The sequence below is a fragment of the Pseudotenacibaculum haliotis genome, from assembly GCF_042684245.1.
GTDB lineage: Bacteria > Bacteroidota > Bacteroidia > Flavobacteriales > Flavobacteriaceae > Polaribacter > Polaribacter haliotis_A.
On sequence record NZ_JBHULH010000004.1, the window covers coordinates 202,275 to 226,629 of the forward strand.

A 24,355-nucleotide genomic window follows, 5' to 3' on the forward strand; every position below is an offset into this window, starting at 1 on the left:
ACGATGGCGATTATTATTACGGATGAGTGCATAAACTGCGGAGCCTGTGAACCTGAATGTCCAAACACGGCAATCTACGAAGGAGCTGATGATTGGAAGTATTCTGATGGAACAGATTTGAGTGGAAATATTGTTTTACCAAATGGAAATGAAGCAGATGCTGATGAAGAGCAAGAACCTATTTCTGATGAGATTTATTATATCGTAGTAGATAAATGTACCGAGTGTAAAGGGTTTCATGAAGAACCTCAATGTGCGGCTGTATGTCCTGTAGATTGTTGTGTTCCTGATGAAGACAATGTAGAAACAGAAGAAGAATTGTTAGCAAAACAACGCTTTATGCATAACGAATAGAACAAAAGTTTACATAAACCATAAAAAAACCGAGCAAATAGCTCGGTTTTTTTATGGTTTATGAAATTATAGAGTTGTACAACCTATCTTTTATTATTTACTAACGATAGGAACAATCCAATAAGAATATTTGTAAGACTTAAATGGCAATCTGTATTTTTTGAGAGGTAAAGCTCCCCAAGAATCAATGCTTCCAAGACCGGATTGCATTCCGTCAATATTTAGAAATACTTCTGGTCTGGCTGTAAGCTCACCTGCGTGTTTTTGCACTTTTTTATCTCCGGAATTAAGATCGTCTTCACTGTAATGTAAAGCAGATATGCTAAGTAACTTATCGCCATAAACTTGAATACCATAACCATTTTCCTGAGTTAGTTTAGCCCATCTTATATCTAGTTTATTTCCTGTTTCTTGCGGACGAATATATGGGTGATACTGTTCTTCTATAGTTTGATTATACACTCCAACTTTAGCTGCATGCTGACGATCTGGATATGCTTCAAATGGGCCTTTTCCATACCAAGAGAAACCTGTGTATTGTTTAGACAATTTTAGTTTGTTTCCAAACCTATAAAAATCAGTATGTTTTCCTTTAATTGCATTAAAATCATTTGTGATGTTTATTCTTCCTTCACCATCTATTAAATATGTTTGTGTGAATTGAGCATCGCCTTTGTGAATAGCTTTAGAGAATGTGATCTTTAGTTGTGTGTTGGAAATTTTTTCAACTAACATCGAAACCTTTTCTGTTTTCCCTGCCGTTTTCCATTCTTTATATTTTGTAGGAGTCCAAGCACCATAATCATTATCTACAGGAGCTCTCCAAAAGTTAACTTGGGCACCTTTGTCTATTAATTGGGTTCCTTTATAAATATAATTGGTAAAAGTTCCCAGTTCCTTATCAAACGTTACTTTAAAATGCTCTCCAGTTACTTCAACTGTATTTTCTGAAAGATTATAATGAATTTCACTGTCAGGTTTTGAAACCTCCTGCTCAACTGATTTCCCTTTTTGTACTAAGAATTGTTGGTAAGCTATTTTATACCCCTTGTTTAATAGAGGCTCCTTAGTTTTTAGAAAAGCTTCTACATTTAGGAAATATTCTTTACCTTCTTTAAAAGTGGTTTTATAAGGTATTTGTAGGGGCTCTTTTTGCTGAGGAAGAACATTTAAATTTTGGATGATTCCTTTTTGTATAGGTTTTCCATTCTCCAAAATTTCCCATTTCAATTCATAATTACTTAAATCTCTAAAGAAGTACCAATTCTTAACGCTAATTTTTCCTTTTGATAAGTCTTCTTCATAAAATTTGATGTTCTGTTGAATGTGCTTTACTTCATTAATATGAGGGTTAGGAGTTCTGTCTGGTTGAACCAACCCGTTATTCAGGAAGTTATTATCACTAGGTATGTCTTTTGGACCAAAATCACCACCATAAGCATAGATCTCTTTTCCGTTTTTTACTGTTTTCAGTCCTTGATCTACATAATCCCAAATAAATCCACCTTGTAACTTGTCATATTTTTCGAACAGATCCCAATACTCTTTGAATCCACCAAGGCTATTTCCCATGGCATGAGCATATTCGCAAAGCACCAATGATTTTTTGTAACTAGGATTCTTGGCATATTTTTCAATATCCCATGGTCTCGAATACATAGGAACATATAGATCTGAATTCCATTCCAACCATGCTCTTTCATATTGAACAGGACGTGTTGCATCTAATTCCTTTGCTAACAGATATGTTTCATAAAAGTTGTAACCATTTCCGGCTTCATTTCCCATAGACCAAATAACAATAGAAGGATGGTTTTTATCTCTTTCAACCATACGTTTCATACGCTCCTTATGAGCCTTCAAAAACCTACGATCGTTCCCCAAGGTTCTAGAAAGGTTGTATCCCATACCATGAGACTCTATATTGGCTTCGTCTATGACATAGATACCGTACTCATCACACAGTTCGTACCAATAAGGATCATTAGGATAATGACTAGTTCGTACGGCATTAATGTTATATTTCTTGAAGATTTGAATATCCTTCAACATACTTTCTTTACTTACAACATGACCTTTCTCAGCATCATGCTCGTGCCTGTTTACACCTTTAAATAAGATGGGTTTACCGTTTAATAGATACTGTCCATTTTTAACTTCAGAAGTACGGAATCCTATTTTTCTATTGATGACTTCTATAACCTTTCCTTTTTTGTCTTTTAACACGATTGTTAAGCGATAAAGATTAGGCGCTTCACCCGACCAAGGCTTTATTTTTGAGAAAACCTTTTTAAAATCTACAGAGGTTTCATTGCCTTTTTTAAGTTCAACCTTTTCTTCTTCAGAATATATTGTGCTGTTTTGAGAACTAAGCTGAACCTCTAGACTTCTTTTTTGAGTTTTACTCGTTGTATTTTTTATAAGAACTTCAAGATTAAAATCTCCATCAGAGTAATTATTAATCAATCCTGCTTTCACTGTAAAATCCTGAATGAATGTTTTGGGGCGTGCATAGAGATATACATCTCTCTCAATACCGGAAATTCTCCAAAAATCTTGTGCTTCTAAATAACTTCCATCGCTCCATCTATAAACTTCTAGAGCAATAGAGTTTTTACCTGGTTTTACATAATCAGTCAAGTCAAACTCAGCAGGAAGCTTTGACCCTTGACTATATCCTACTTTTACTCCATTTACCCAAATGTAAAAGGCAGACTTTACAGCACCAAAATGAATAAAGATTTCTTTTTCCTTCCAATTTGCAGGAAGTGTAAATTCTCTTTTGTAAGACCCTACAGGATTATAGCCATCAGGAATATCCGGTGGGCTCGGATTTTTTAGATTAAACGGATAAGTAGTATTTACATAAATAGGAATTCCAAACCCTTCAACTTCCCAATTAGAAGGCACGGGTATTGAACTCCAAGCAGAATCATCATAATTGTCTTTATAAAAATCTTTTGGTCTTTGTTCAGGATTTTTTGACCAGTGGAATTTCCATATACCATTTAAGGAATGATAATTATTAGCATTCTCAACATTTCCTTTTAAAGCCTTGTCTATACTATTGTAAGGAAAAAATGTTGCGCGAGCGGACAGTTTATTTATTTCAATTACTTCAGGGTTCTCAATAACCGGATCCAATGTTTGAGCTAAAACAGAGGAGCTCATGGTTATAAATGCAACTATACAGCTAAAGAACAGATAGTGTTTTTTTAAACGAGTGCTACTTTTCATTTAATTTAAGATGTCTTTGGAAATATTAGGCAATATTGTTTTTATAGGATTTTTATGATCCTCTAATTTTTTTGTTGCGTAAAGTTAAACAAACAAACGAGAATCTTTTTATCTGAAAATCTTTAATAAACGTTTATATTTGCACCCGCAAAATATCAAGAAATGAAAGCTGGAATTGTAGGATTACCCAACGTAGGAAAATCAACTTTATTTAACTGTTTATCCAATGCAAAAGCGCAAAGTGCAAACTTTCCGTTTTGTACCATTGAGCCTAACTTAGGAGTGGTAAACGTACCAGACCCACGTTTAGAGAAGTTAGAAGAGTTGGTAAACCCGGAAAAAGTGGTTCCTGCTACGGTAGAGATCGTAGATATTGCAGGATTGGTAAAAGGAGCAAGTAAAGGAGAAGGATTAGGAAATCAATTCTTAGCAAATATCCGTGAAACAGATGCTATTTTACACGTATTGCGTTGTTTTGAAAACGATAACATTGTGCATGTTGATGGCTCTGTAGATCCTATTAGAGATAAAGAAACGATTGATATTGAGTTACAATTAAAAGACCTTGAAACAGTTCAAAAACGTCTAGAGCGTGTAAAAAGAACAGCAAAAACAGGTCAGAAAGAAGCGCAAGCTGAATTAGAAGTGTTATTAAAGGTTGAAGAAACATTACTTGGAGGAACCTCAGTAAGAGCTTTAGAGTTTACAGAGAAGGAAGAAGAATTTGTAAAGCCTTTACAATTCATCACCTCTAAACCGGTATTGTATGTGTGTAATGTAGATGAAAGTGCTGCTGTATCTGGTAATGCACATGTAGATGCTGTAAAAGAAGCTGTAAAAGATGAAGGAGCAGAGATTATTGTTTTAGCAGTAGCTACAGAAGCAGATATTACAGAATTAGAAGATTATGAAGAGCGTCAAATGTTCTTAGAAGACATGGGATTAGAAGAGCCGGGAGTTTCTCGTTTAATTCGTTCTGCCTATAAATTATTAAACTTACAAACCTATTTTACAGCCGGAGTTAAAGAAGTAAGAGCTTGGACTGTTTTTGTAGGGGCAACGGCACCACAAGCAGCCGGAGTTATTCATACCGATTTTGAAAAAGGGTTTATTAGAGCAGAAGTAATTAGTTATAATGATTATGTAACTCATGGTACAGAAGCAAAAGTAAAAGAAGCAGGAAAGATGCGCGTTGAAGGAAAAGAGTACATTGTACAAGACGGTGATGTAATGCATTTCAGATTCAACGTATAAGATTCCTTAAGAAATAGAACAAGATCCTGCTTTTTAGCAGGATTTTTTGTTTCTTGTCATTATGATTTATCGCTTACAACCTTCAAAAAAAGAACTATCTCATATCATTAAAAGCTTTTGGATGATCGATAGTCAGGGAAGTGCAGAGATCAGAAAAGAAAAGATCATTCCTGATGGTTATCCCGAAATGATCTTTCATTATGGAGAGCCATATAGAATCAATATTTCTGGAGATTGGGAATTACAAGCAAAAGAACTAATTGGTGGACAAATACGGAACCATTTTTTTCTAGAGAATACAGGAACTTCTAAAATGTTTGCGATCAAATTTCAACCTTGGGCTCTCAAAGAATTGTTTGGGTTAGATATGTCTACTTTGGTAGACAATGTGATTGAAACGCCTATATCATTGCAAAAAGAATTTACTGAGGTAAAAACTATAGCTGTAGGAGATTTGCCTTTTGAAGAAAGAGTTTCTCAAATAGAAGAATGGTTTTTACATAAGAATTATGGCAATTTGAATGTAAAATACAAAGCAGTACAACAGATTCATGAGAAAAACGGACTCATTCAATTGAGTGATCTCATTTCTTCTACCCAAATTTCTGAACGAACATTGGAACGCTATTTTAAAACCTATATAGGATTATCGCCAAAGTTTTATAGTAGAATCATTCGTTTTTCATCTATATTTAAACTGATTCAGGAAGAACCTATTGATTGGCAAGATGTTATTTTTAAGGCAGGGTATTACGATCAATCTCACTTTATCAAAAACTTTCAAGAGTTTACAGGAGAAGATCCATCCCGTTATGGTTTTTCAAAACAAAACATGGCCAACTTGTTCTTAAAAAAGTAAACTGTCGGTTTCTTACAATTGTAATTGAGTTTCGACTTCTACTTTTAGATCAAAATCAAAACACATGAAGAACATCAATTTTTTAGTTATCGTATGTATTGTTTCGCTATCAATTTCTTGTGCGCAAACAAACCCTTTAAAGGATGTCGACTTTTTAGTAGGTACATGGAAAATGGAGGGAAGAGAGAACTATGAATCTTGGGAAAAAGCAGGAGAGAAGCTAAAAGGAGAATCCTACAAGATCAAAGACGGAAACAAAAAAGTTTCTGAGAGTTTGGAAATTACCTTTCAAAACAACCAAATTATATACACTGCAACCGTATTCAATCAGAATCAAGGAAAAGGAATTCCATTTACATTAAATACTAATGATAAGGAGTTTGTCTCTTTTGAAAACCCTAAACACGATTTTCCTAATAAAATTCAATACAAACCATTATCCGAAAAAGAAGTATTAGTGAAAGTATTGGGGAAAGATGGAAAAGGATTTTCGTATAAATTGATAAAGAAAGAATAAAGTGTTTGTAAGCATGATTTGTATTCCTACGACATAGGATAACAAATCTATACAATGAAAAAAACTATTTTCCTTTTTCTATTGGGGTTTTCGTTTTTGAGCTACGGTCAGAAAATGAACCCTATAAATACTAAAGTAACAAAGCTAATTACTGATGGTTGGCATCAATTTGAATTGAATGGAGCCACGTACGATGTTAAAGTGTTAAAACATCGATTTGTAAGAGGAAACATCAAATGGCTTGATGGAGCTACCTATTCCGGCGGATTAGGATCTTCTGGTATTCATGGTAAAGGAACTTACACTTGGCCAAATGGTATGCGTTACGAAGGTTCTATTAAAAACAATAAGAAACATGGTTGGGGAACATTATACTTAAATAACGGAACCAAATTCAACGGGAAATGGAAAGAAAACAGAAAACACGGAAAAGGAAAACTGTTTGATGCACAAGGAAATGTGATCAAAGAAGGAGTTTGGGAAGAAGGAAAATTAATTAAAGAAGTTAAATAAAAGTATATATTTGCACTGCAAATGACAGAAATAAGATTATATATAGCACCTAAATCACTGTTTAATCAGTGTATTGATCGTGGAATGAATGAAACATTCCATCGAAAAAGGAGGCTGTATGCGAATTTTTAAACGTTATTTTTAATGAAGTAGAAATAAAAACTAGAAATATTAGCAAGCGTCCAAGAAATTGGACGCTTTTTTTATAAAATTTTTTGAAAAAGATGAATACTAAATTTTAATACATAGAAACATAGGATTTGAGCAATAAACAATTGGGAGACAGACTATTGTAGTAGCATCAAGATATCTGCATAAAGCGGACAGGAATCTTATATTTAAAATTTAATATAACTTATTGATAATCAATGAATTAAATTGATTTTTTATTTGTTTTTTTGAAAAACTGTTTTCATATTTGCACCGCAATTCAATCAAAAACAAAAAGGATTGAAAAGTTAAAAGAAATGATACAAAACAAATTACATAGATGTTTTATCGGAGCCTCAGAGCTCTTACTGGATTGTAATAATCCAAGAGAAAAAATTGATGTCTTTTATCAAAAGAAGAAGTATGTGTTATAGATAATACAAACTTATATAAATAGTAAAGGCATCTTGAAAAAGATGCCTTTTTTCGTTCATTGACATATTGAAAACTAAACTGATTGACGTATAGTTAAACTGAATAACACTTGATTTAATCGAGGTAATGTAAGCCTGTTTAACAAGAAAAACAGATTCTATGCTTATGCGTCAACAAATGATATTGTAGCTCAACGGTAGAGCAGAGGTCTGTTAAGCCTAAGGTTGAAGGTTCGAATCCTTCCAATATCGCTTTTAGACAAGGTGGCTGAATGGTTAAGGCAGTAGTCTGCAAAACTAACTTTTGTGAGTTCGATTCTCACCCTTGTCTCTAATTAGTACTGCCTTTGGCAAGGATTCTTGACTGTCTCTCTTGAAAAGCGGGTTCGACTCCCGTCAGTACTGCAACACAGAACGCTTTTTAAAATATATAGGTTCTTCCGAAACTTCGGAACTGCCTATTTCAACTTATAGATGAAAGAGAAATAATTAGTGATGCCCAAAAAAGTTGCTATGTATAGCCTCGTTGTTTTACGAAATGACGAGGCTTTTTCACAAGCATTATTTTAATAATATCAAGCAAGTCTTGTTGTGTGTTTCTGTATAGCACCATTGTGCAATTTACTACTAAGATAGTATGGTTTTATTGTATACAACTTGACTTGAAGGTTTTTGCTGTTTTCCAAAAAATAGTAGCAATGAATTTTGCAGGTTCGAGTCCTGCTGCTCTTTCATGAGAGTATGGCGGAAAAGGTAAACGCACCAGATTAGAGGTCTGTAATTCAGTAAGAGTCGCCGGTTCGATTCCGGTCAAGTGCCTTGGCACTTGTAGCTCAGAGGTTAGAGCACTACACTCATAATGTAGGATATGGACTAAAAATCCATTCTTAAGCTGATCATCTTTTAAAACTGATCACCAGCCTGTTACGCTGTGAAATTTAACAAGACAGTGAATTGAGGATCGGTTTTTGATGACGAGTCATCAAAAACAATTCTCGATATATCTTGAAGTTCACATTTGCTATGATGAATACAAAAACTTTCCTTTTTCTAACATATAAGTTCATTTGTTAAAAATGAATTCTGTAGGAAAGAATTTGAAAACTTTTTGTTGCAATCTTAACTATGTCTGCTTCCATATAAACAGAATGATCTTTAATTCCCTGTTTTTAATGAAAAATCATCACAGGATTTGTGTTCTGTGATTCTAATGACAAGCCCTCCGTTACAGGATTGTCCATAGGTCTATAGTGGACCACTATAAATGTTTAACGTAATAACAAACAAAATGAAACAAGTAAGAATCAATGCAGGTTATGTAGGTTTAGTTTTCAAAAAAGGAGATTATCAAAAGCTAATTCTAGAAGGAAAACATTGGTTAGGGTTCAAGCAATATGTAAAGGTCTTTGATCTAACCAGAATGTTTACTGCACCCATAGCTCTAGAGCTCTTACTAAAAGATGAGCAATTGGCAAGCATGTTGGAAGTTGTAGATGTACGAGATAACGAGATCGTAATCGTCTATGAGAACAAGAACTTCAAAAATGTGTTGAATGCCGGGCGTTATGCATACTGGAAGGGCTTGATAGAGAGAAAGTTTGTGAAAGCAGATGTAAGCAAGATTGAAATTACAGAGCAAATTGACAAAGCTTTGTATAGCAAATATGAGCTAAATCAATATGTCCGAACGTTTGAAGTAGTAGCTTATGAAAAAGCAGTATTGTTAGTAGATGATGTGTATAGCAAAACATTAAGTGCAGGTACTTATCGCTACTGGAGAAACAACACTTCAATTAAAATTGCAAAAGTAGATTTACGTCAATTGCAATTGGAGATTGCAGGACAAGAATTGTTAACCAAAGACAAAGCAGCAATTCGTATCAACTTCTATACGCAGTATAAGGTTGTAAACATCGAAAAAGCATTGTTGGAAAACAAAGACTATGAAAAGCAATTATACATTGCAATGCAGTTGGTGTTGAGAGGATATGTAGGTCAGTATACTTTAGACGAGTTATTGGAGCGTAAAGAGAATATTGCAACAGCAGTATTTGAAGACGTAAAGAAGGTAGCTCAAAAGCTAGGTTTACAAGTTTTGAACTGCGGTATTCGTGATGTGATCTTGACAGGAGAAATGAAAGAGATCATGAATCAGGTATTGATAGCTCAAAAGAAAGCGCAAGCCAATACCATTACAAGACGTGAAGAAACAGCTTCTACTCGTAGCTTGCTAAATACAGCAAAATTGATGGAAGAGAATGAAATGTTGTACAAGCTAAAAGAGATGGAATATGTAGAAAAGATCGCCGAAAAAGTAGGTGAGATCACGGTAAATGGTAATGGAAACGTGATCAAACAGTTGAGAGAGATCTTTGCTGTGAAGAAGTAAAAGAAAACCCAGCGAATTCGCTGGGTTTTTTATTTATTATCCTTTATAAAAAGGGAGTTTTACAATAGTAGCAGGAATTTGTTTTTTACGAACCTGAATAAAGATCTCTGTACCCGATTTGGTATGAGGTCTGTTTACATATCCTAATCCAATTCCTTTTCCTAAAGAAGGGCTCATTGTTCCGGAAGTTACTTGACCAAGAGTATTTCCTTCTGCATCAACAATATCATATCCTTGTCTTGGAATTCCTCTTTCAGTCATTTCAAAAGCAACCAATCTTCTTGTAATACCAGCTTCTTTCTGAGCTTGTAAGTTATCAGAGTTTACAAAATCTTTGGTAAACTTAGTAATCCAACCTAATCCAGCCTCAATAGGAGAGGTGGTATCATTAATATCATTTCCGTACAAGCAATACCCCATTTCTAAACGTAGAGTATCACGAGCAGCTAACCCAATTGGTTTGATACCCCAGTCAGCACCTGCTTCAAAAACTTTGTTCCATACCTGTTCAGCTTGTTCATTTTTTACATAGATCTCAAATCCTCCAGATCCAGTATAACCGGTTGCAGAAATAATTGCATGCTCAACACCGGCAAAATCAGCAACTTTGAATTTGTAAAATGGAATTTCAGCTAGATCAACTGAAGTTAAAGATTGCATAGCTTCAATCGCTTTTGGCCCTTGGATGGCTAATAATGAATAATTATCAGAAACATCTTTCAATTCGGCACCAATGCCTTCATTGTGTTTGCTAATCCATGCCCAATCTTTATCAATATTAGAAGCGTTTACAACCAATAAATACGTTTCTTCTTTTATACGATAGCAGATCAAGTCATCTACAATTCCGTTTTGATCATTTGGGAAGCAGCTATATTGAGCATCACCAATGTTCAATTTAGAAGCATCGTTAGAGGTAACTCTTTGAATTAAAGTTAATGCATTAGGTCCTTCAACTAAGAATTCACCCATATGACTAACATCAAAAACACCTACGCCTTCACGTACAGTTTGATGTTCTACATTCACCCCTTCATATTGTACAGGCATATTGTAACCTGCAAACGGAACCATTTTAGCTCCCAAAGCCTCATGTACATGAGTTAACGCTGTGTTTTTCATTGTGGTTTTGATTTGTTTTTGCCTAGCAAATGTATAGAAAAATCATGGAAAGCGACACCGTTTTCGAAAGCAAAAATTATGTTAATTTTTTTAGCAAAGAAAGAATTAATAGTAGATTTGATTTTCTCAAAAAAATCAACTCATGAAGAAACTATTTTTTGCTCTGTTTGCACTAACTTTTCTAGCAATAGGAAACGCACAGGACGGAACACCAACAGACTATTTACCCAAAGAATTTCACAAAGGAAGAAGAGATGCTTTTCGTAGCAAAATGCCTCAGAATTCTGTAGCTGTTGTTTTTGCCAACCCAATACGAAACAGAGCCAATGATGTAGACTATGTATTTCATCAAGATCCTAATTTCTATTATTTAACCGGATACAGAGAGCCAAATGCTGTTTTGGTGATCTTTTCTGAAGACCAAACAGATGCTAATGGAAATACGTACAATGAAGCTATTTATGTACAAGAAAGAAATCCAACAGCAGAGATGTGGAACGGAAAAAGATTAGGAAAAGAAGGAGCTAAAACTCAATTAGGGTTTGTACATGCTTATAACGGAGCTGATTTCTTGAACTCAAAAATTGACTTTAAGAAGTTTGATAAAGTATTTATTGAAAAGTTCAAAGATGATTACAGAGACCTTGGAGGAAATGCAGATATTTTTGACTTGGTAAAGAGTTTTAAAAAGCAATCAGGCTACAATCCTGATTCTTATTTATCAAGAGCAAAAAAGTATGTATATGAAAACGTAGCATCTACACCAATTGAAAGTAGTGCCAATGTTGTACAGATCATCAATAGAGTAGAAGGAAGATTCCAAGACATTAAAGAAGATAAGCTGATCAAGCAATACAAAGAAGCCAAGACAGATGCTTTACGAAAAGAAGCAAAACAAAAGATCACTTTAGCTTTAAAGCCTCAAACCAATGTAGATATTGATTTCTTAACAGGAACTCTAGGTGGAATGAGAGAAGTAAAGACAGCTGAAGAATTAAAATTATTAACCAAGGCTATTCGAATTTCTGCTGTAGGTCAGATTGAAGTGATGAAGGCTATGAAACCTCATATGTCTGAAACAGAATTGCAAGGAATTCACGAATTCGTTTATAAAAAATACGGAGCAGAGTACGAAGGATATCCTTCTATTGTAGGAGCCGGAAATAACGGATGTATCTTACATTATATAGAAAACAACAGAACTAGAGTTGGACACGATTTGGTATTGATGGATCTTGGAGCAGAGTATCGTGGTTATACTGCAGATGTAACTAGAACAATTCCGGCTAGCGGTAAATTTACTAAAGAGCAAAAAGCGATCTATGATATCGTGTACAAAGCTCAAGAAGCAGGGATCAAGGCAAGTGTAGCAGGAGCAAGTTTTGGAGCACCGGGGCAAGCAGCAAGAGAAGAGATCAACAAAGGATTGTTAGCTTTAGGAATTATCAAATCTCTAGACGAAAGACATAATTATTTCCCACACGGTACATCGCACTACTTAGGGTTAGATGTACACGATCCGGGAACTTACCAGCCTTTAAGAGCAAATTCAGTAATTACTGTAGAACCTGGAATTTATATTCCGGACGGAAGCCCATGTGATAAGAAATGGTGGGGAATTGCAGTACGTATTGAAGATGATATTTTGATTACTGAAAAAGGACCTGTAAACCTTTCAAAAGAAGCGCCAAGAACATCATCAGCCATTGAGAAGATGATGGCTCAGAAAAGTGTTTTAGACGAATTTGTATTACCGGATTTAGATAAAGACTAAGAAGAAATAATTTCTAAAACTAATTCTTTCGTCAACGGTTTTCCGTTGGCGATCTTTTTTATGTCAGAAAAACTAAAGACAAAATCACAACCCGCTTTGTATTCAGAACAACCATAAGCTGTCTTGCCTTTTAAAACAGTTCCTTTCTTACATTTCGGACAAGGAATGGTTTCCTCATTACTAGGAGCTTGTGCTGATGCTTTAGGTTCTAACTTTATATTGAATTCTTCATCAAAACGTAACAACCCTTCTAAGGTTCCTGCATCAGTTTTAAACCCTTTTAGATTGGTAGTTGAGCCTTTGTCTAATAGACGAATGATCTGCGTTTCAGAAATCTTCTTTCCATGTATTTTAAAAGGAATTTTTAAAACACATCCCGATTTGTAGTTGGAACAACCGTAAGCAGAGTTTCCTTTTAGTAGTTGACCATTCTTACATTTAGGACATGCTTTTCCGGTAACCTCTTTTTTAGTTTTCTTTTTTTGAGGTTTCTCTTTTGTGCTTGTACTAACCGGAGTTGAAGCATGAGAAATACGAGTTCTAGTTTTGTTAGAACGTACTTCGTATACCAACTCATCAACCATCCTTTTCATGTTTTTGATAAAAGTTCCGGCATTAAATTCTCCTCGTTCAATTTCTTTCAATCGCTTTTCCCAACGTCCGGTTAACTCTGCCGACTTTAATAACTCATTGTCGATGATGTCAATTAGTTGAATTCCGGTTTGTGTAGGGAGAATCAGTTTTTTCTTACGCTCAATATATTTTCGTTTAAAAAGCGTTTCAATAATACTTGCTCGGGTAGATGGTCTTCCAATTCCGTTTTCTTTCATCAGTTCACGCATCTCATCATCATCAACTTGCTTTCCGGCAGTTTCCATGGCACGTAATAAACTAGCTTCTGTATAGTTTCTGGGAGGCTTGGTTTCTTTTTCTAAGAAAGAAGGCTCGTGAGGTCCTTTTTCACCTTCAGTAAAAGAAGGTAAGACCATTTGCTGTGTTACCGTCTTTTTTGTCTGACTCTCTTCCGTAGCAAAAACCACTCGCCATCCCTGAGTAAGAATTTCCTTTCCTGTAGTTTTAAAAGGAACATCAGCTGCTTTTCCTAGAACTGTAGTGTTAGAAACATCGCTATCTTCATAAAAAACAGCAATGAACCTACGTGTAATAATATCGTAAACTTTGTGTTGATCAGCCTGTAAATTCGCTTCTATTCCGGTAGGAATAATGGCATGGTGATCTGTTACTTTCTTATCGTCAAAGACTTTCTTAGATTTTCGAATCTTCTTGCCTAACAGGGGAGTTGTTAATTCTCCGTATTTGGAAAGCTTAGATAAAATACCCGGAACTTTAGGATATAGATCATTAGGTAAGAATGTAGTATCTACTCTAGGATAGGTAACAACTTTCATTTCATACAAACGTTGAACGATCTTCAAGGTTTCATCTGCAGAAAAACCAAATTTGTTATTACAATATACTTGCAAACCAGTTAGATCAAATAACTTTGGAGCATAATCCTTTCCTTTCTTCTTGGTAACCTTGGTAATCTCAAAATCGGCAGTTTTGATTTTCTCAGCTAAGGCTTCTCCTTCTTCTTTTTTGGTAAATCGACCCTCTTCATAAGCAAAAAGAGTATCTCTATAGGTTGTTTGTAATTCCCAGTAGGGAACAGGCTTGAAATTCTGAATTTCCTTGTATCTGTTCACTAGCATCGCCAGTGTAGGAGTTTGCACTCTACCAATAGATAAAACCTGTTTATATCCACCAAACTTTACCGTATATAAGCGAGTTGCATTCAATCCTAATAACCAATCACTAATAGCTCTCGAATATCCGGCATAGTATAAGTTGTCGTACTTTTCAGAAGAATACAAATTATCAAACCCTTCTTTAATGGCTTCTTCGGTTAGTGAAGAGATCCACAAACGTTTAACTTCTCCTTGATATCCTGCCTGATTGATCACCCAACGCTGAATCAGTTCTCCTTCTTGACCGGCATCCCCGCAGTTGATGATCACTTCTGCCTTTTCAAATAAAGACTTGATAATATTGAACTGCTTTTGTACCCCAGAATCATCAGAAACTTTTGTATTAAAGCGTTCGGGAAGCATAGGTAGATTGTTTAAATCCCAGCTTTTCCAATGAGGTTTGTAGTCTTTTGGCTCCAAGAGTGTACACAAATGACCAAAAGTGTAGGTAACAGCATATCCGTTTCCTTCAAAATAACCATCTCTTTTTGTGTTGGCTCCCAGAATACTAGCAATCTCTCTGGCAACACTTGGTTTCTCTGCAATACAAACTTTCATGTACTCAATTTGAATGGCGGAAATTAGTAAAATACTTTGAAAAAAGGGTAAAATAGTTTTACACCAAAAAAGAAATAGAACTAAAAAAAATGCATTTACACAACTTCTCTTTCTAAAGCTACAAAGTGTGTTGTTTTGTTATTATACAAAGGGAAAACACTGATTTCGCACTTGTAAGGAGTCTTGTCTTTTTTGTAGTTGATGATTACTTCTTTAAAAGGTTTGTTGGCGTTAATATGTTTTCTGATGCTCTCTTTGGTTTTATCAGAAGTCAATTTGCCTTGCAAAAAAGACGGATGTTTGTTGATGGCGTATTTCTTAGAATACCCTGTCATCTTAGTAAATCCATTATTCACCCATTGGATTTTCTGATAGCGATTGGTAATTACAATTGCATCAAAATCATGTTTAGAGAAGATAAGATCTAGATCATTTTTCCATTTGTGTTCTTTAGCAAAAGATTTAATGATGTCTATATCTGTTTTTCTTTCTATTGCCTCAAGCCTTTTTAGCTTGCTTTCTTCAAAAACATCCCAACTTATCAGAGGCATTATTTTCTCTTTATAGTCCTCTTCTTCTAAGTTGATGGCATCATACTCTTCTTTGGATAGTTTAGAAAGATACAAATCCAAACAAGCCATTTTTGATAAGCTATTCTTCATAGGGATTTTGTTAGGCAAATTATCGAAGTAAATATATGATTATCTTCCTACACATTTTGTTAAAACACATATTAAAACAAAAAGAGCACCATTTGGTGCTCTTTTACAGGCAATCAACCAAAATGTATCAATCGTTCTTGCTTACCCTAAATGCAAGAACCGACGATATTTTAAAATTCTACATGCTCCTGGTTGTTCAGGATATCTTTAAAAGTTTCTCTTTTACGTATTAAATAATCTTCTCCTTCATAGAACATAACTTCTGCTGGTCTGTATCTAGAATTGTAATTGGAAGACATTGAGAAGCAATAAGCTCCGGCATTTTTAAAGCATAAAATATCTCCTTCCGAAATCTCACTAATTCTACGATTAGACCCAAAGGTGTCTGTTTCGCAGATATATCCTACTACAGAGTAATAGCGATCTCTTCCAGTTGGATTAGAAATGTTTTCTATTTGATGATACGAATCATACATCATAGGTCTGATCAAATGATTGAACCCACTATCAATTCCGGCAAAAACCGTTGATGTGGTTTGTTTTACCACATTTACTTTGGCTAAGAAATATCCGGCTTCAGAAACCAAAAACTTCCCGGGCTCAAACATCAAAGTAACTTCTTTACCAACCTCACGGCAGAACTCATTAAATCGCTTTGAAAGCTGAACTCCCAATTGCTCAATATCTGTACAGATATCACCTTCTTTGTATGGAACTTTGAATCCACTTCCAAAATCAATGAACTCCAAATTATCAAACTGCTTGGCTACATCAAAAAGAATCTCTGTAGCTCGTAAAAAAGTATCGATATCTAAAATATCAGAACCCGTATGCATATGAATCCCGTTGATTCTCATTCCGGTATTTTCTACAACGCGTTTGATGTGTGGCACTTGGTGAATAGAAATGCCAAATTTAGAATCTATATGACCCACAGATATTTTACTGTTTCCTCCGGCCATGATATGCGGATTGATGCGTATACAAACCGGAATTTCAGGATGCTTTTGTCCAAACAATTCCAAAATGGAAAGATTGTCAATATTGATCTGAACTCCTTTTTCGGCTACATTTTCAATCTCTTCTAAAGAAACTCCGTTAGGAGTATAGATAATCTTAGAAGGGTCAAATCCAGCTTCCAAACCTAATTGCACTTCCTGAATAGATACAGTATCCAATCCGGAATTTAATTTCTTAAAATATTTCAGGATGTTGATGTTAGACAAAGCTTTTACCGCATAGTTTATTTGTAAACTATTTACTGTAGTAAAAGCTTCTGTAATTCTTGTGTATTGACTAGCAATTCTCTCTGTATCATATACATACAAAGGGCTGCCGTATTTCTCTGCCAATTGAAGTAAAATTCTAGAATCCATCCGTTCGTTTTTCAACGACAAAAATAGAGAATTCTAAACCAGCTTAACTAAATGTATAAAAATATAACATATTGTTATTTATTGTGAAAATATAACATTCCAACTATTGAAAATTCTGTTGATAACTAATGTTCTAGAGCATTTTGATTTTTGACGAGAAACCCTATTTTAGCAACTACTTCAAAACTGCAGTTAGATTTTATGGCTCAAGAAACTAAGTATACAGAGGACAATATACGATCACTCGATTGGAAAGAACATATCAGGATGCGACCCGGTATGTATATCGGAAAATTAGGTGATGGTTCTTCGGCTGATGATGGTATTTATATACTTCTAAAAGAAGTGTTAGATAACTCCATTGACGAATATGTAATGGGTGCCGGAAAAACCATTGAAATTTCTATTCAAGGAAACAAAGTAACCGTAAGAGATTATGGTAGAGGAATTCCTTTAGGAAAAGTGGTTGATGTGGTTTCCAAAATGAATACAGGAGGAAAGTACGATTCTCGAGCATTTAAGAAATCTGTAGGATTGAACGGAGTAGGAACCAAGGCAGTAAACGCACTTTCTACGTATTTCCGTGTAGAATCTAACAGAGACGGTAAATCGGCCTCAGCTGAATTTGAGCAAGGAAACCTAACCAACAAGGAAATGTTGGATGAAACTTCCAGAAGAAAAGGAACCAAAGTCTCTTTTATTCCAGATGAAAGCATCTTCAAGAACTACAAGTTCCGTCCGGAATATGTAGTGAAAATGTTGAAGAACTATGTGTATTTGAATCCGGGATTAACCATCATATTTAACGGAGAGAAATATCATTCAGAAAACGGACTGAAAGACCTGTTGGAAGACAACAACAATACAGATGATATGTTATATCCGATCATTCACTTGAAAGGAGATGACATAGAAGTAGCTATTACACACAGTAAAACACAATACTCAGAAGAATATCATTCTTTTGTAAACGGACAGCATACCACCCAAGGAGGTACGCATCAAGCTGCTTTTAGAGAAGCAGTCGTACGTACCGTACGAGAATTCTTTGGTAAGAATTTTGATGCCTCAGACGTTCGTAAATCCATTATTTCTGCGGTAAGTATCAAAGTAATGGAACCTGTCTTTGAAAGTCAGACTAAAACCAAATTAGGATCTACCGAGATGGGAGGCGGACTTCCAACGGTAAGAACGTATATCAACGATTTTGTAAAGACGCATTTAGACAACTATCTACATAAGAATACAGAAACGGCGGAGAAACTTCAGAAAAAGATCTTGCAAGCAGAAAAAGAACGTAAAGAACTTTCTGGAATTCGTAAGCTAGCTAGAGAGCGAGCTAAGAAAGCAAGCTTGCATAATAAGAAGCTACGTGACTGCCGTGTACATTTTGGAGACACCAAGAAAGAAGGCTATTTAGATACCACACTCTTTATTACGGAGGGAGATTCTGCATCAGGATCTATCACTAAATCTAGAAATGTAAACACTCAGGCTGTTTTTAGTTTGAAAGGTAAGCCTTTGAATTCCTATGGGTTGTCTAAGAAGATCGTTTATGAGAATGAGGAGTTCAACTTATTGCAAGCGGCATTAAACATAGAAGACGGATTAGAAGATTTGAGATATAACAACATTGTAATTGCTACCGATGCCGATGTAGACGGTATGCACATTCGATTGTTATTAATCACTTTCTTTTTACAGTTCTTCCCTGAATTGATCAAGGAAGGTCACTTGTATATTTTAGAAACACCGCTTTTTAGAGTTAGAAACAAGAAAGAAACTATTTATTGCTATTCAGAAGAAGAAAAGCAATCAGCTATAAATAAACTAAGAGGAAAGCCGGAGATCACACGATTTAAGGGATTGGGTGAGATCTCACCAAATGAGTTTGTTCATTTTATTGGTGAAGATATGCGTTTAGACCCTGTGATGTTAGACAAAGAGATGTCTATAGATCAAATGTTGCAGTTCTACATGGGTAAAAACACTCCGGACAGACAAAAATTCATTATAGAAAACTTAAAAGTAGAACTAGACATAGTAGAAGAGGCATGAATGTAAAGGTTATCAATGTGATTATTGTTTTAGCAGTGATCATCATTGCTTATTGGATATACACGATGGATTATCAAGACCTGTCCTTTAACAATAATAGATCATCCTATTTAGGAATCGCTTCTATGGGATTTTTGATCGTAGCTATGTTTATGGTAAAAAGACAGCAAAAAAAGTAAAGTTCATATTGAATGAGTGAGGAAATCAACGAACAAGAAGAGTTTGACGAAGAGTTAAATCAATCTGAGAATACAGAAGCAACAGAAACCATTACCAAAGTAACAGGAATGTACAAGGAGTGGTTTTTAGACTATGCTTCTTATGTAATTTTGGAAAGAGCCGTGCCTGCCATTAATGATGGTTTTAAGCCTGTGCAACGCCGTATCATGCATTCTATGAAAGATCTGGATGATGGGCGTTACAACAAGGTAGCTAATATTGTGGGGCATACCATGCAATATCACCCACACGGAGATGCTTCTATTGCTGATGCCATGGTACAAATGGGACAAAAGGAGCTGCTAATTGATATGCAAGGAAACTGGGGAAATATCCTTACAGGAGACAGAGCCGCAGCCTCTCGTTATATTGAAGCACGTTTGTCTAAGTTTGCTTTGGATGTTATTTTCAATCCAAAAACTACAGAATGGCAATCTTCTTACGATGGTAGAAAAAAAGAACCCATTCACCTTCCGGTAAAGTTTCCGTTACTGCTAGCGCAAGGAGCAGAAGGAATTGCGGTAGGGTTGTCTACAAAAATATTACCACACAATTTCAATGAATTAGTAGATGCTTCTATCAAGTACTTGAAAGGAAGAAGCTTTAAGATTTATCCGGATTTCCTTACCGGAGGAATTGCAGATTTTACCAATTATAACGACGGTAAAAGAGGAGGGAAAGTACGAGTTCGTGCTAAGATCTCACAGTTAGATAAGAAAACCCTAGTAATCACAGAAATTCCTTTTGGAACAACAACCTCTAGTGTTATTGATAGCGTTCTAAAGGCTAACGACAAAGGAAAGATCAAGATCAAGAGAATTGAAGACAATACTGCAGCCAATGTAGAGATCTTAGTTCATTTGCCACCTAATATTTCACCGGATAAAACTATAGACGCCTTATATGCTTTTACGTCATGTGAGAACTCTATATCACCGTTGTGCTGTATTATTGAAGACCACAAGCCTAAGTTTATTGGGGTTTCTGATATGCTCAAATCATCTACAGATTATACGGTAGAGTTGCTAAAGAGAGAATTAGAGATTCAGCTGAATGAACTGGAAGAACAATGGCACTTTGCTTCCTTAGAGCGAATCTTCATCGAAAATCGTATCTATCGAGATATAGAAGAAGAAGAAACCTGGGAAGGAGTAATTGCAGCAATAGATAAAGGATTGCAGCCTCATACCAAGCATTTGAAGAGAGCAGTTACTGAAGAAGACATTGTTAGATTAACTGAGATTAGAATCAAGAAGATCTCAAAGTTTGATATAGACAAAGCAAAACAACATATAGAGAGCTTAGAAGAGAAAATTGAGCAGGTGAAATTCCATTTAGCCAATTTGATCGACTATGCAATCGATTACTTTAAAGAGCTAAAAAGCAAGTATGGTAAAGGGAAAGAGCGCAAAACAGAAATCAGAACCTTTGACGATATTGTTGCTACCAAGGTAGTTATTAGAAATACCAAGCTCTATGTAAACAGAGAAGAAGGTTTTGTAGGAACATCACTAAGAAGAGATGAATATGTAGCCGACTGTGCAGATATTGATGATGTGATCATCTTTAGAAAAGATGGTAAGATGATGGTAACCAAAGTAGCTTCCAAGACATTTGTTGGAAAAGATATCATTCATATAGCTGTCTTTAAGAAAAAAGACAAGCGTACAGTGTACAATATGATGTATCGTGATGGAAGAAGCGGACCGAGTTACATGAAACGTTTTAATGTAACCGGAGTAACCAGAGATAAAGAATATGACTTAGCTAATGGTAATAAAGGCTCTGTGGTACATTATTTTACTGCAAACCCAAATGGAGAGGCAGAAGTAGTAACCATACATTTGAGAGCTGTAGGAAGCATTAAAAAGCTAAAATGGGATATTGATTTTGCTGACTTAGCAGTAAAGGGTAGAGGTGTGAGAGGAAATACTATTACCAAGTTTGCTATTAAGAAAGTAGAATTCAAAATGGCGGGAGTTTCTACCCTAAAGCCCCGCAAGATTTGGTTTGACGATGCTGTGCAACGTTTGAATGTTGATGATAGAGGGGAATTGTTAGGTGAATTTAGGGCTGAGGACAAAATCTTGATTGCAACACAATCAGGAAAGATCAAAGCAGTAACGCCGGATCTTCAGATGCATTTTGAAGATGATATGATCGTTTTAGAGAAATGGAAATCTAAAAAGCCAATTTCTGCAATCTATTTTGATGGAGAAAAAGAACGATACTTTGTAAAACGCTTTTTGATAGAAGCAACAGATAAAGAAGAACTGTTCATATCAGACCACCCAAATTCACAATTAGAGATCATAGCAACTGATTACAGACCTGTAGCTGAAGTTGTTTTTTCGAAGCGATCTATAGAAAATCGAGAAGTTAATTTTGAAGACTTCATCGCGATCAAAGGAATCAAGGCACAAGGAAATCAGTTGACAACCGATAAGATTAGGCAAGTAAATCTGTTAGAATCATTACCCTATGATGAGCCCGAAGAAGAGCCGATAGAAGAGGTAGAAGTTGTAGACGAAGAAGTGGTAGAAACATCTGGTGACGAAGCGTCAAAACCAAGCGCAAAAAAAGAAGCGTCCGAACCCAAATCTGAAAGCTCGGAAGACGATGGTCAGACTACACTTTTTTAAAGAGCAAAACTCTTGAAAAGAACGATTTTTTGTAGAAAAAACCATTATAAATTTATTCTATAATAAAAAGGTAAAAACTTGACTTTTAACCACTTAAAATAATGTATTTGAATAAACACTTCAATGTAAGTGTTTAGGAAGGTAAAAATACTTTTATGCTAGTTGATGCTACTTAGTATGCTAATTTTTGAAGTGTAAATGAAGATTTTTTGATAGAAAGAGAAGCAATTTTATCACGCCTTTTTAAAAGCAAATAAACTACATAACCCCTAGAAAAAAATATCAATTTTTCCTTCTAAAAACATCTTGTAAACTTAGATTTCCTCATCAAAAAATGATGACTTTTAAGACTAAGAAATATACCTATCAATAACTTTTACTCACAAAAGGTATTTCTTCTAGCCCGGTCACTTTATTAATTAAAACAGTTGCAGTAAAGAAATAGTTGCAGAGTACATTGGCAAACTTTGGTAAAACATCAGGAACCTCTTTAACTCCGGTATTATGAATTTTTACCATCAATCGAATGCTCTTTTTAGATTGAGAAGAACATCTATTTAAAATTCCAACAGGAGAAGTACCTCTTGGTAGTACAAAACCGGAAATTCTGTCTTTAACAACTTCCTTTAAAGATCTGTAAGATGATAATAGTTGACTATAATCCTCTTCTGTAATAGCCAATTTTCCGCGTATAGAGCCGTTTAAATGATAACACAAGGGCTGAATCCACAATAATTCTTCTTCTAGCTTCTCTAAAGTTACTTCACTAGGGTGTTGGGCTCTTAACTTCTGTAGCTCATCAATGGCCCAGCCTACCATTCTGGTTAATTCATCTGTTAGAATTTCATAATCGCACAAAAGAGAATCCTCATAAATAAAAGGATAACAAATTTCATCAACAGTCGATTTAGGCTTTAATCTTGGTTTTTTCATTGTACAGGGTCAAAGAAGGTAAGTGTATAATTGGGTAATAAATCAGGATTAGTGATCTTGATCATATCTTTCAAAACCAGATCAGGTCTCACCGGAGACAGCTCAAAATAGATCATACCGCCGGTTTCACCAGTCTTTAAGGAACTATTAAAGATCTTTCCGTTGTTGAAAGAAGTAAACTTATCGTAATTTTTATTTGCTGAAAGCATGTCTTTTTTAGAAGTAAACAAGCCACACCCAATCCAATAATCAGCGTTGATCCCTTTTTCTAAGATAGACTCAAAACTCAAAGAAAGACTTCCGGTGCCTTCTGTTTCAGACCATAGATAATTTAAGTTAGCATCCTTAAAAAAAGCTGCCTTAAAACTTTCACCGGCCGGCACGTACCAAACATCTCTATACATGCTTCCTGCTAAAACAGTAGGCTGTTTTTTTGATGTACTTGCTATTTTCTTTGCGTTAAGATATTCACTTTCTATATGACGAAAAATACTGTCTGCTTCCTTTTCTTTACCTAAAAGAACTCCAAAAAACTTGATCCACTCAGCTCTCCCTAGTGGAGTTTCTTCCAACCAATCGCCATTATAGATCATAGGAACTCCCAATTTTTCAATTCCGGAATACACCTTGTCATTACCACTCAAAGCAAAACCTACAACTAGATCGGGAGTAAGCTCTAATAAACTTTCTGTATTGATGTTTTGTTCCTGACCTATTTCTGTTATTTTTCCTTCATCAATCAACTTTCTGGTCTTCTTAGAAGAAATAAATTTTGTATTAGGAAAACCTACCAAACTGGCTTCCTTGTGCAATAACTCAAGCATAGGAATATGAGAAGTGCTTGAAACTACTATACGCTCTACAGGCACTTTTATCTCATGATCCTTTAGGTTGGTTTTGGTAGATAATATGTATTCTAAAGAACGCTCCGGATTCTGGTAAGGCTTATGTATAATTAGCTTTTTTACTCCTTGATCATCAACAATATCAAAGCCTTTGGCATAATGTACATTAGATTGAAAAGAAGAATCTTTTTTGTTTTCTTTTTGTTCTTTCTGACAGCCAATAGCTAAGAATAATAGACAAACAATATATATTCTTGATAGAGTTCTCATTGAGTATTTTGATTTTGAACTATGGGGAAGCAAAGATGATAAAAGATTTTTGAGAACTCAAATTTTGTAGAATTAGTTCTTGAGTGTTAGAGTAATCGCAAAATAACAATCACTAATCTTTAACCTTAAACCTCTAATTATGTTGCTGTTTCTTAATTTCTTTATAGAAACACACTTCAATTACTAGAAATCATATACATTTGCAGCGATTTTTGGTTTTGCTGCCAACATCATTGACAGCGAATTAAAAGGGAATTTGGTGAAAATCCAAAGCTGTTCCCGCAACTGTAAGCTATAAAGCTTGTCATTACAACTTTTACCACTGGAATATTCTGGGAAGGTGAATGACAAGACGCGAGCCAGGAGACCTGCCTTAGATCATGAGTAAAAACTTTCGGGATAAAAGTTTGTGTACTATACTAAACATGTTGTACCACAATT

Annotated in this window: 17 protein-coding genes, 3 tRNA genes and 1 riboswitch; of the genes, 13 read left to right on the forward strand and 7 right to left on the reverse strand. The window is 35.2% G+C overall.

Annotation, left to right across the window (positions count from 1 at the left end):
* The first annotated feature begins 3 nt into the window (after positions 1–3).
* Positions 4–354, forward strand: coding sequence for a 4Fe-4S dicluster domain-containing protein (locus ACFSRZ_RS08950; RefSeq protein WP_379666211.1), 351 nt, complete (start codon positions 4–6; stop codon positions 352–354).
* 93 nt (positions 355–447) lie between these two features.
* Here ACFSRZ_RS08950 and ACFSRZ_RS08955 read toward each other — a convergent pair whose 3' ends face one another.
* Positions 448–3,591: a glycoside hydrolase family 2 TIM barrel-domain containing protein gene (locus tag ACFSRZ_RS08955; RefSeq protein WP_379666212.1), complete on the reverse strand. Its 3,144-nt coding sequence runs from the start codon at positions 3,589–3,591 to the stop codon at positions 448–450.
* A gap of 162 nt (positions 3,592–3,753) precedes the next feature.
* Between ACFSRZ_RS08955 and ychF the strand changes: the two genes are divergently transcribed.
* The 8 genes from ychF to ACFSRZ_RS08995 all read left to right on the forward strand — a co-directional run bounded on the left by ychF (position 3,754) and on the right by ACFSRZ_RS08995 (position 9,707).
* The gene (gene ychF / locus ACFSRZ_RS08960) at positions 3,754–4,845 is read left to right on the forward strand and encodes a redox-regulated ATPase YchF (RefSeq protein WP_379666213.1); all 1,092 of its coding nucleotides are present in this window, start codon (positions 3,754–3,756) and stop codon (positions 4,843–4,845) included.
* Positions 4,846–4,906: 61 nt separating this feature from the next.
* On the forward strand, positions 4,907–5,704 hold the full coding sequence (locus ACFSRZ_RS08965) for a DUF6597 domain-containing transcriptional factor (RefSeq protein ID WP_379666214.1): 798 nt from the start codon (positions 4,907–4,909) through the stop codon (positions 5,702–5,704).
* Between the two features lie 64 nt (positions 5,705–5,768).
* Entirely contained in the window at positions 5,769–6,221 is a 453-nt protein-coding gene (locus ACFSRZ_RS08970; protein ID WP_379666215.1) for a DUF6265 family protein, read from the forward strand.
* 54 nt (positions 6,222–6,275) lie between these two features.
* Positions 6,276–6,734: a hypothetical protein gene (locus ACFSRZ_RS08975; RefSeq protein WP_379666216.1), complete on the forward strand. Its 459-nt coding sequence runs from the start codon at positions 6,276–6,278 to the stop codon at positions 6,732–6,734.
* Positions 6,735–7,498: 764 nt separating this feature from the next.
* A tRNA-Asn gene (locus ACFSRZ_RS08980) sits at positions 7,499–7,570 on the forward strand.
* Positions 7,571–7,576: 6 nt separating this feature from the next.
* A tRNA-Cys gene (locus tag ACFSRZ_RS08985) sits at positions 7,577–7,649 on the forward strand.
* Positions 7,650–8,061: 412 nt separating this feature from the next.
* Positions 8,062–8,130, forward strand: a tRNA-Ser gene (locus tag ACFSRZ_RS08990).
* 476 nt (positions 8,131–8,606) lie between these two features.
* The gene (locus ACFSRZ_RS08995; protein WP_379666217.1) at positions 8,607–9,707 is read left to right on the forward strand and encodes a slipin family protein; all 1,101 of its coding nucleotides are present in this window, start codon (positions 8,607–8,609) and stop codon (positions 9,705–9,707) included.
* 36 nt (positions 9,708–9,743) lie between these two features.
* Here ACFSRZ_RS08995 and gcvT read toward each other — a convergent pair whose 3' ends face one another.
* Entirely contained in the window at positions 9,744–10,829 is a 1,086-nt protein-coding gene (gcvT, locus tag ACFSRZ_RS09000) for a glycine cleavage system aminomethyltransferase GcvT (protein ID WP_379666218.1), read from the reverse strand.
* A gap of 142 nt (positions 10,830–10,971) precedes the next feature.
* Here gcvT and ACFSRZ_RS09005 point away from each other — a divergent pair, with 142 nt between their 5' ends.
* Positions 10,972–12,603, forward strand: a complete 1,632-nt coding sequence (locus ACFSRZ_RS09005; RefSeq protein ID WP_379666219.1) for an aminopeptidase P family protein — start codon at positions 10,972–10,974, stop codon at positions 12,601–12,603.
* Here the strand turns inward: ACFSRZ_RS09005 and ACFSRZ_RS09010 are convergent.
* The 3 genes from ACFSRZ_RS09010 to lysA all read right to left on the reverse strand — a co-directional run bounded on the left by ACFSRZ_RS09010 (position 12,600) and on the right by lysA (position 16,947).
* Positions 12,600–14,909, reverse strand: coding sequence for a type IA DNA topoisomerase (locus ACFSRZ_RS09010; RefSeq protein ID WP_379666220.1), 2,310 nt, complete (start codon positions 14,907–14,909; stop codon positions 12,600–12,602). The genes ACFSRZ_RS09005 and ACFSRZ_RS09010 overlap by 4 nt on opposite strands.
* A 95-nt stretch (positions 14,910–15,004) precedes the next feature.
* On the reverse strand, positions 15,005–15,571 hold the full coding sequence (locus tag ACFSRZ_RS09015; protein WP_379666221.1) for a PAS domain-containing protein: 567 nt from the start codon (positions 15,569–15,571) through the stop codon (positions 15,005–15,007).
* Positions 15,572–15,741: 170 nt separating this feature from the next.
* Positions 15,742–16,947, reverse strand: a complete 1,206-nt coding sequence (gene lysA, locus ACFSRZ_RS09020; RefSeq protein ID WP_379666222.1) for a diaminopimelate decarboxylase — start codon at positions 16,945–16,947, stop codon at positions 15,742–15,744.
* 201 nt (positions 16,948–17,148) lie between these two features.
* Between lysA and ACFSRZ_RS09025 the strand changes: the two genes are divergently transcribed.
* Genes ACFSRZ_RS09025 through ACFSRZ_RS09035 form a run of 3 tightly spaced genes read left to right on the forward strand, consistent with a single transcriptional unit; the run spans position 17,149 to position 21,866 of the window.
* Positions 17,149–19,005, forward strand: coding sequence for a DNA topoisomerase IV subunit B (locus ACFSRZ_RS09025; RefSeq protein WP_379666223.1), 1,857 nt, complete (start codon positions 17,149–17,151; stop codon positions 19,003–19,005).
* Positions 19,002–19,184, forward strand: a complete 183-nt coding sequence (locus tag ACFSRZ_RS09030) for a hypothetical protein (protein WP_379666224.1) — start codon at positions 19,002–19,004, stop codon at positions 19,182–19,184. Before ACFSRZ_RS09025 ends, ACFSRZ_RS09030 begins: the two co-directional genes overlap by 4 nt.
* A 12-nt stretch (positions 19,185–19,196) precedes the next feature.
* Complete coding sequence (locus ACFSRZ_RS09035; protein WP_379666225.1) at positions 19,197–21,866, forward strand: DNA gyrase/topoisomerase IV subunit A; 2,670 nt, start codon at positions 19,197–19,199, stop codon at positions 21,864–21,866.
* 366 nt (positions 21,867–22,232) lie between these two features.
* Here ACFSRZ_RS09035 and ACFSRZ_RS09040 read toward each other — a convergent pair whose 3' ends face one another.
* Complete coding sequence (locus ACFSRZ_RS09040; RefSeq protein WP_379666226.1) at positions 22,233–22,799, reverse strand: hypothetical protein; 567 nt, start codon at positions 22,797–22,799, stop codon at positions 22,233–22,235.
* Entirely contained in the window at positions 22,796–23,914 is a 1,119-nt protein-coding gene (locus ACFSRZ_RS09045) for an ABC transporter substrate-binding protein (protein WP_379666227.1), read from the reverse strand. The genes ACFSRZ_RS09040 and ACFSRZ_RS09045 overlap by 4 nt, the downstream gene beginning before the upstream one ends.
* A gap of 196 nt (positions 23,915–24,110) precedes the next feature.
* A riboswitch (cobalamin riboswitch) is annotated at positions 24,111–24,304 on the forward strand.
* Positions 24,305–24,355 lie beyond the last annotated feature (51 nt).

Excerpts from the sequence above, each read along its gene's own strand:
- ACFSRZ_RS08950 (WP_379666211.1), top strand. The coding sequence starts at position 4 with ATGGCGATTATTATTACGGATGAGTGCATAAACTGCGGAGCCTGTGAA.
- ACFSRZ_RS08955 (WP_379666212.1), bottom strand. The coding sequence starts at position 3,591 with ATGAAAAGTAGCACTCGTTTAAAAAAACACTATCTGTTCTTTAGCTGT.
- ychF (WP_379666213.1), top strand. The coding sequence starts at position 3,754 with ATGAAAGCTGGAATTGTAGGATTACCCAACGTAGGAAAATCAACTTTA.
- ACFSRZ_RS08965 (WP_379666214.1), top strand. The coding sequence starts at position 4,907 with ATGATTTATCGCTTACAACCTTCAAAAAAAGAACTATCTCATATCATT.
- ACFSRZ_RS08970 (WP_379666215.1), top strand. The coding sequence starts at position 5,769 with ATGAAGAACATCAATTTTTTAGTTATCGTATGTATTGTTTCGCTATCA.
- ACFSRZ_RS08975 (WP_379666216.1), top strand. The coding sequence starts at position 6,276 with ATGAAAAAAACTATTTTCCTTTTTCTATTGGGGTTTTCGTTTTTGAGC.
- ACFSRZ_RS08995 (WP_379666217.1), top strand. The coding sequence starts at position 8,607 with ATGAAACAAGTAAGAATCAATGCAGGTTATGTAGGTTTAGTTTTCAAA.
- gcvT (WP_379666218.1), bottom strand. The coding sequence starts at position 10,829 with ATGAAAAACACAGCGTTAACTCATGTACATGAGGCTTTGGGAGCTAAA.
- ACFSRZ_RS09005 (WP_379666219.1), top strand. The coding sequence starts at position 10,972 with ATGAAGAAACTATTTTTTGCTCTGTTTGCACTAACTTTTCTAGCAATA.
- ACFSRZ_RS09010 (WP_379666220.1), bottom strand. The coding sequence starts at position 14,909 with ATGAAAGTTTGTATTGCAGAGAAACCAAGTGTTGCCAGAGAGATTGCT.
- ACFSRZ_RS09015 (WP_379666221.1), bottom strand. The coding sequence starts at position 15,571 with ATGAAGAATAGCTTATCAAAAATGGCTTGTTTGGATTTGTATCTTTCT.
- lysA (WP_379666222.1), bottom strand. The coding sequence starts at position 16,947 with ATGGATTCTAGAATTTTACTTCAATTGGCAGAGAAATACGGCAGCCCT.
- ACFSRZ_RS09025 (WP_379666223.1), top strand. The coding sequence starts at position 17,149 with ATGGCTCAAGAAACTAAGTATACAGAGGACAATATACGATCACTCGAT.
- ACFSRZ_RS09030 (WP_379666224.1), top strand. The coding sequence starts at position 19,002 with ATGAATGTAAAGGTTATCAATGTGATTATTGTTTTAGCAGTGATCATC.
- ACFSRZ_RS09035 (WP_379666225.1), top strand. The coding sequence starts at position 19,197 with ATGAGTGAGGAAATCAACGAACAAGAAGAGTTTGACGAAGAGTTAAAT.
- ACFSRZ_RS09040 (WP_379666226.1), bottom strand. The coding sequence starts at position 22,799 with ATGAAAAAACCAAGATTAAAGCCTAAATCGACTGTTGATGAAATTTGT.
- ACFSRZ_RS09045 (WP_379666227.1), bottom strand. The coding sequence starts at position 23,914 with ATGAGAACTCTATCAAGAATATATATTGTTTGTCTATTATTCTTAGCT.